The following is a 7,406-nucleotide window of genomic DNA, read 5'->3' as shown; positions in this document are numbered from 1 at the left end:
GATTTTTGAACTGGGGGTGGTAGGGGGAAACTGACGGACAAAGTAACCTTTTGTCCGGGTAGATCAGACCGTAGGGCGAATGGATCGGGCCATTGAGTTAAACAAGGCGTTAACAGACCTTTGCTCCATGGGGTTGATCAACGAAATTGACCACTGCGTCATAACGGAGCGGCTCCACGAGCGTGATCACAGGGAGATGAAAGAAGAAAATGTCAGGTCAGGTCTGAACTATTCCAGTTGAACAGAGCTACCTGTCCGTGCAACTCGAGAGAGGGCTGGGCTGCTGATTTTGGATAGAATGGCCTGAGTTTGCAACAGAATCATCACACTTCTACACAGTGCAAAAACATGAACATATTTTGACCATTTTGGCGTATTTATAGCCCTACTGGCCCTCCTTGAATGATGCAAAATCATACAGGCTTGTGTGCAAAACCGGTTTTTGGATATGAGCAGGAGGGAGCATCACCAATTAACGTCGTCAATCGCTTGGTTTTGGTTAATATATAGACAGAGCAAAGCATTAATGAGGATAAAACCTGCCTGATCGACTGCACAAAAAAACGTTCATGTTTTTGCCCTGCACTTCTACAGGAGGGGAGAACTTTTTTGTAGTGTTTCAGTCCAATTATCCAAAATATATTATTTTTCTGGTGAAAACGCTGGCCAGGCTTGGGTTAGGGAATAGGCGTGAACCGGGATATTAACAAGCTAGGTTTACTATGGAAAATATCAGAGCTGTTCCCGGTTCATCGAAAATAACGACTTTCGTCTCAAGGCCGTCGACCAGTGCTCATGAGGAAAGAATATCGCTTCTTTCGTTGGAAAAGAGTTCTTTTACAGAATCTACTCATGAGTCAGAGAGTGGAAGGCGTTCCCTTCAAAGCTTCCATGTTGTCACGGTTAGTGAAAAGAAACCGCCTGGCAGCGCCAACCCGGTTAAATTTGACTGTGTGATCATGCCGCCTGATAAAGGGGTGGCCGTACTGTTGAAGACGCTCTCCGATTTTGAGTATCGCTGTTCACAGCATGGTGAGGTGGGCGCTGAAATTCATTTGATACAAAGTCTGGCAGATTTATCAAAAGACAACTTACGACAGCGAATTCATTTAAGCGAATACAGCAGCGAATGTGAGCGATCTCTCGGCAAATTATTCGAGAATGACCGGCCAATCAAGCTTGTGATTGATTTACAGGAGATGAGTCCCAGCGATACGGTTGCTCTCAATGATCTGCTTGATCCGGAAAATCCGGCGTTAAATAAGACCAGACTCGGAGCACATGTAGAGATACTGGTGCTTGTACAAAGGACGCAGTTTCATGCAGGCAGTGCTCATTCATTGGGTGCTGATACCTGTCGTCGGTTAAATCGGGTAGAAAACACTTGGGATTATGAAAAGAAGCTGGCACAGCTTACCTGTGATCAGAGTAGTCAAAGACCTCTTTTAGATTTTGCGGCTGATGATGCCCTGGAAGAAGGAAGTTTACCGCCTCAAGAATCCGCTGTTGATTTATGTGATGGTCATTTGCCCTGGAGGCCCGCACTGTACGGAAGCTATGGTATCAAGTCAGGCCGTTGCTTTGGCTGGAATGCCGGAGTTATTGAGCAGGAGAAACCACATACGCTCTGGATAACAGGAGCACCTGAGGAGGATTTAACATTTACCCAGGCGTTGAGAAATATAAAAATCACCAGGGAGATTGAAGCCAACGGGAAAAAAATATTGCTACCCAGAGAGCCAGTCTTCAAAGTCAGGCAACCCAGCCCTGCTGATCATTTGCGGCTGCAGGAAAGCGTCAGGATAGAATCCCATATTCCTGATGGTCAGCTTATTACTATCAATTCGGCGAATTTAAACAGTTGGTTGAGTGATGTGGGTATTGATAGCAATGGAGTGGTTTGTGAACACCACCCTCTGGAAGAAGCCATCCGGGCAGGAGGGACGATACTGGTGACCTCTTCGCTGAGAGAGGCACAGTGGAATCAACTGCTTCATAAGCTCAAACCTGTTTCAGAAAAGCTCCTGGTGGCCACAGGGCAGAACCCCCCAATGGTATTACTTGAACTCAATCAACCTGAGACTTTCTTTGGAACTGGATCTGCCGGTTCACCGCCTTTTGATCAAGCATTTGCTAATAAAACATTGCATCAAGCGATAAAAGTCCAGCGTAGCCAAAACCTGAAGAAGCTTATTGATGAATTGCATGTTAAGCACCCAGAGGCTGAGATTGTCCGTATCAACACTGAGACGACACTGGCGCACCTGCTTAATAATGCTCATATAACCTCTGAATCCAGCTTCCGGTATGGATTTCGCCCATCCCGGATGATGGAGGCTTTAAGATCGAATAAGCCAGTTATTCTTTGTGGACTGGAACAAAACCCCAGGCTGCAATTGGAATTGGAGACCCTGTTCTCGAAGCCCGGATATTTCTTCATAAATAGCGGTAAAGAGCAGATACCTGCCGATGCCAGAATTTATCTTGTATGGCCTGAAACCGCTAAAACGGAATCTGTTTTATGGCAGGCCGCTATAGATAAAGAAGCGACAGTGATCACGCCACTTCCTGAGAACTCCCAGGATCAACAACGTCTAAAAGAAGGGATGACTCAACTGCAACAGGCATTTAATACGCTGCCTGGGCACTTTTCAACTATTCAGTTGCCAGAGTTATCTGATGCCTTGATTCAATCGGTGAACCGTGAAGCCTCAGATATCGTAACCCAGGAGGGGGGGACTGAGATTTTGCCCATTCATTACCGAAAAGCCATTTCAAGGCTGGTGATCCATGTCACCAGAGAAAATAAACAGGTCATAGCGTTCATGAAATCAGCTGTACGACAAATATGGCCAGATAACAAAGATCGTGGGTATTGGATTGATATTGACAGATTAACGGCTTTCCTTGGGGATGGTCATCTTATCGATCGAGAATATATTGCTAGCAGATCATGGGAATTGATTGATATGTTCGGTGAGCAATTCTTCAAAACCCCTGCAGCAATGGTTCTGGATTATAAAGACTCCGGCCATATGGAAACGCTTATTGCACTTATCTGTCATCATGCACCAAAACCTATTCAGAGAACATTAAAAGTCCGCCTGAAGTGTGACAGTGGACTCTCTGCTGGCTTACCCCAGGGAATAAGGCGTTCATCAGTTATTACGAAGATTCTGCATAATGCCCTTTACTCCGGTTGGGCTTTTCGGGGGCAACAGGATCTTCCTGATCAGGTTCGGCTGGAAAATCTCTCCGCCCGGATTTTGGATATCCAGAACAATACACCACCCAAGAAGCATAAGAGTTTGATACGCACCTTATTGGAAGATCATTTCATTGGTGGTCAACAAAACCCTGATCAGCCAGTAACTTCCCTGCTTAATCAAATCCTTTCAAGTCGTATTGATCAGGGTAGCGGCAATCTTAGAAGACAGGAGCGACTTAAGGAAAGGATTCGGTGTAACAGGCTGATCACTATTGAAGGCGGTACCGGTACCGGCAAAAGCTATCTTGCCCATCAGGCTGCAAAATCGCTAGGCCCGACTGTCACGCTGACCATTGGACCCAGTGCCGAAGAGAGGCTGCTCCTGAAACGATGGGTCTGGCAAAAGCAGGGCAATGATCGCACGATGAAAGAGCAGGAGGGGATTATTCTGAACTGGGCAAAAACAGAACCCAGACCAGACGAGTTCGTTACCCTGGTTGTGGATGAGGCGAACCTTGCAGCAACGCTTCTGGATAACGTTTTGGCCGGTATCTGGTCTGACAAGCCGCATATTTTCTGTTGCTCAGAGAAAGTGGAGATTTCCCCTCGTCACAGGGTTATTTTCACTTGTAACCCCAGTGCCTACGCAGGTCGAAGCAGTCAAATGGTTTTACAGGGTCAAGGCCCAAGGGTTCACTACCCACCTTTAACGTCGACGTTTTTGAGAGATCAGGTGGTTTTGCCTGCTCTTAGCATGGGGTTCCGTCAAAGTGCCCTAAAGGGGCTTGATGACAGTGTCGCTCAGAGGACAGCCGACACGATTATGGCTTTGCAGGAGCAGCTGAAAAGTCTGGTAACTGATCGGATTTTCAGCCCTCGGGATCTTACCGATGTCTGTAGCTGGATGGCCTGGCAGTTACACTACAAAACCGGAAGAGTCTCGCAAGCCCAACTCAATGAGATGGTCTGGTGCGCGTTTGATAGCGCGCTTGGCCACTCATTAAACAGTGAGGTGAGGGAGTCTTATCTGGTTTTAAGAGAGTGGTTCAAACATCGCTATGGTTTCTGTAACGGCAAGCGACCAGCGAAAGTGCAGAGCGATGCATCCGAACATCTGGAGGAACTCTACAGACGATTCTGCGGTTACGTTGGTCGTGTTAAACCTGGATTTAATACATCCTCACAGTCTGTCAAATCACTAATGCAGGCACTGGTTCAGGATCTTGATCGTCTTGATCTTGAATGTGGAGGTGGTCTTCGGCACCCAGGGCGCAGAGCCTCACTGGTTGAAGGGCCTGCGGGCAGAGGGAAGGATGCGACGCTAAAATTATTGCTGGACATGTGGCTTGCCAGTGATGGGGACACTAAACCTGGTGCTCGTTATTTCAACGCCGGAGACTGTGAGTGGCCTGAGCTGAAAACCGCCATCAGAGAGGCTCAGCGCGAGGGCACTGTTCTCATTATTTCAGAATTGAACCTGATCAGCAGTGCGGATCTTGAGGGAGAGTTAAATGATGTCCTGACTGAACCCTGTACTCCGGGTTTCCACCTTTTTGCTACCACGAATCCGCCGGAATACAGTGGGCGTAATGCCTTCTCACCGGCACTCAAGGATCGTTTCCGGTTTATCCGCATTGATGATTACAGTGAGCAGGAACTCTGCAAAATTGCGCAGCAGATATTACCCCCTGACAGCGATGACCAAATAGCCGAGCACATTGCAGCCCTGCATTGTTACATTGATCAGCAGTTAAAGAGTTCGAAACAGGCATTATTCCCGGTCTGTCGGGATCTGCAGAATCTGGCTGCTGACGTCACCGAATCATCGGATTTGATTGAACTGTTCGCCAAGCACTACTTCCTCTATCTGCAAGCAGGAAAAATTACCAAAGAGCGACTTGTCGGTGTTCTCCAGCGATCAACGCAGCCAGATCAAGAGCATCCAATATCAGCGAAACGTTGTTGGTGTGATCATGATCTATGCGGCTGGCTTTTTAAAACGATTCCCTCTCTGGATACGCCGCTGTTTATTCAGCGCACCGGAAGCAGCGGTCATGCTGTCACTGCTGCCGGGAGACTGTCAGTTGCTCAGCGGCTCTCTGATGATGAGGCAAAAGCAGAAATTATCAGACAAGTTGCCGAGTGGTTATGGAAGAAAGAGACCGGTATGCCAACAGAAATGGGAGAACGACGTGATATACAAACCAGGGCACTCTATGTTCTGCAGAAGAGACAGTGGTTTTGTAAACGACTGAAAGATAGCCCTATACCGGCCTCGGATGTGTTCAAGCTCGATCGGGGGCGTCCTGATCCTTCACCGTTACCGGTTTCGGCCAGCCATGGTAAGGATTTGGCGTATCTGGGTAGATTTCGAGACACATTGTCAGAAAGGGAAATCTGGGAACGGTTGCTGCGTTCTGACCTGCGTGTGGAAATCGACAAAACAAAATCAACACCGGTCTGGCAATCCTGCGTAAAAACTTTCTGCCTACCGCTTGCTGTTGTTAGCTGCCTGCCCTGCATTGCCATAGCCATTCCAACCAGAGCCATTTCAGGTATGATCCGAGCGGCTGGCACAAGACTCGATACTCGTGTGACGACTGTTCGTGAAACTTCTGGAACTACTCAATTGGAAAGAAGGGAAAGGACTTTTCATGCTCATGATATCAATCATTACCGACTGAAGTTCATTGATTATAAAGTAACAGACAATGGAAATATTGATTTCATCAAGTGGGACTCCAAAGAGAAAGACTTAACCAGAGTCTTTCCTGAGAAGATGAATACCCCTTCTGAAGACGGTACGGTTGAACTATGGCCGGATGAAGTCTATGGATGCCACACTATCCAAACAGGTTCTAACAAAAAATTATTTCCCCTGCCCAGTAAATTGCCTCGAGAAGAAATGACAAAACTTCGAACGGTGCCAGAGCATGGGGCTGAGGTCTTCCTGGATAACTATACCGGACAGCACTGGATTCGATTTTCAGGTTTAAATGAGAAAGAAAATATTCAGGTTCATTATCAATTGAGAAAAAAAACTGGGGGAGCGGGTCCGTTTGAACAAGCCTCTGTTGATAAAGCCCATAAATCTGGGTATACGGCAGTTCAGGAGGCAAGTGATGGTTATGATTGCTGCGAGCAACTGATACCATCATGCTTGAATCGACGTAATGATGAAGATGAATCGGCTGAACAAACGCGTCGCACCTGTCCGGAAACAATTAGAACTCGTGTCGAGAACATGTTCGATACGGTGAGGAGGGCGGAGCAAGACCCCTCTCTTGCTCTGACAGACAAACAGCAGTTGATACTGAATATCCTCAATGCGGGAGATGACAACGCTCGGATTGAAGCAGCAGCGGAGTATTGTCGCCATTTTGACAATGAGAGTAACCTTCAGATCCGCCCTTCAGATGATCTGGCACAGATTCTGTTGTCCGAGGGGGTTGGGTCTTGTCGGCATCGCACGCCTCCTTTCATATTTATTCTTCAATATTTCGGTATTACCTGCAGGGCTGTGCATAGCGAGATTCATGCATGGGCAGAGGTCTGGAATGGTCGTGACTGGAAGACCTACGATTTGGGAGGAGCCTCTAGCGGCAGAGATACTCATGGTCAAAACCCTCACTTCCCGAATATTCGTGAAAGGCAGTACAGTGCACACACTCACAGCGCACACACTCACAGCGCTGACTCTCTGGCTGTTTTAGCCCCTAGGGTCATAGAGCATTTCAAAAAAGCCTCTACTGAAGGTATTGAGGAGGGGTGTGAACTTTTATCGAGGTGTAAGCAATACGGTACTTTTTTCGGAGAGCGGTGGGATGTTGAAGCGGCATTATTAGAGAGTCTGAATAAAATGGCTGAATCGGATTCAAATAATTGTCAGACAGTTTTGAAAGATATTGAGTATGCCCATGATAGCCTTGATGAACGCGATAAATATGATAGTTCGACGAGAGCATGGGTTTTTTTTGATCAGTTGTTAAGCGAACACTTGGATTACTGTATTAAAAACAACGTTACGAATACAGAATGGCTTTTTGTGCTGACTGATTTTATTATTGAAAAGGGATGGTTAGCACCAAAAGAACAAATTAAAATTGACTTCTTTAGGAATCTTAGGCAATGGCGTTGGGTAGAGAAAAATATCCCATCATTGAAAACACTTGCCAGCAAGAATATTAAAGAGTGGTAT

At 46.8% G+C, this 7,406-nt stretch carries 2 protein-coding genes; both read left to right on the top strand.

Annotated elements, in window-relative coordinates:
• Positions 1-79: 79 nt before the first annotated feature.
• Positions 80-241 carry a hypothetical protein gene (locus tag AK963_RS33475; protein WP_175404611.1) on the top strand — a complete coding sequence of 54 codons (162 nt, stop codon included), beginning with the start codon at positions 80-82 and terminating at the stop codon, positions 239-241.
• A gap of 481 nt (positions 242-722) precedes the next feature.
• Positions 723-7,406: transglutaminase domain-containing protein (locus tag AK963_RS23205; RefSeq protein WP_202969838.1), on the top strand; the 6,684-nt coding region annotated here is incomplete at its 3' end.

Origin of the sequence: Endozoicomonas atrinae, from assembly GCF_001647025.1 — a bacterium.
Taxonomy (GTDB): Bacteria; Pseudomonadota; Gammaproteobacteria; order Pseudomonadales; family Endozoicomonadaceae; genus Endozoicomonas; species Endozoicomonas atrinae.
Note: the sequence above shows the minus strand (reverse complement) of the source record. Positions and strands in the feature narration are given on the sequence as shown.

What these genes read in the sequence shown, in the direction of transcription:
- AK963_RS33475 (WP_175404611.1), top strand. Translation starts at nt 80, where the DNA reads ATGGATCGGGCCATTGAGTTAAACAAGGCGTTAACAGACCTTTGCTCC.